This is a genomic window from Psychrobacter sp. 1U2, assembly GCF_051847575.1.
Map to the genome: position 1 here is coordinate 1 of NZ_JBPYDC010000918.1, position 774 is coordinate 774.

The window sequence follows — 774 nt, forward strand, 5'->3', positions numbered from 1 at the left end:
GCTCAATATGCGTGACTTCATGGATACTATGCGCGGCACTGGCGTACTAGAGCTGCAAGAAATGAGCGGACAAAAACCTTATGGCGATCGCGACAAAAAAGCATTTGCCGATGGTCTAAACAAATTGGTACGTTAACTTTTCAATTCTTAATCTCACTTCCCTTGCAAACCTTATACACTCTATAACCAAACACTATGCAACTGGCACGCTTCATAACGAAGTGTGCTACCTATTCTTGTTACCTTATATACAGTTTTTAATAATTACTTTTAATACTTATTTTTAATAAGAAGTCTTTGAATACAAAGTACTTTTATCATAAAGATTTATAGCATAACGACAATACGAACAAAAATAGGGAAGATTATGAAAATTCTAGTCATAGGCGCAAGTGGTCGCGTTGGTAGTGATCTGGTTGAGCAATTATTATCCGATAACCATCAAGTGGTCGGTACTACCCGTCAAGATGAGAAGTTATTTAATGATGATAATTACACGCAGTTAGATTTGGATATTACCGCAGAAAAAGACGCTATCCAAAACCAAATTGCTGATGATATCGAGGCAGTATATTTTGTAGCAGGTTCTGGCGGCAAGGGTGTGTTAGAAGTTGATTTGCATGGTGCAGTCAAGACCATGCAAGCGGCGCAAGACAAAGGTATTAAACGTTATATCATGTTAAGTACGGTATTTTCACTGGATACCAGCAAATGGGACAATCCTGCCATCGCTGACTTAAAAGACTATTACATTGCCAAGCATTACGCGGATCA

General features: G+C 38.5%; 2 protein-coding genes. Both read left to right on the forward strand.

The features are described from left to right. On the forward strand, nucleotides 1–136 hold a 136-nt coding region (locus tag ACS8FD_RS19530; RefSeq protein WP_439277085.1), incomplete at its 5' end, for a DUF188 domain-containing protein. Between the two features lie 231 nt (nucleotides 137–367). Continuing rightward, on the forward strand, nucleotides 368–774 hold a 407-nt coding region (locus ACS8FD_RS19535; protein ID WP_439277084.1), incomplete at its 3' end, for an NAD(P)-dependent oxidoreductase.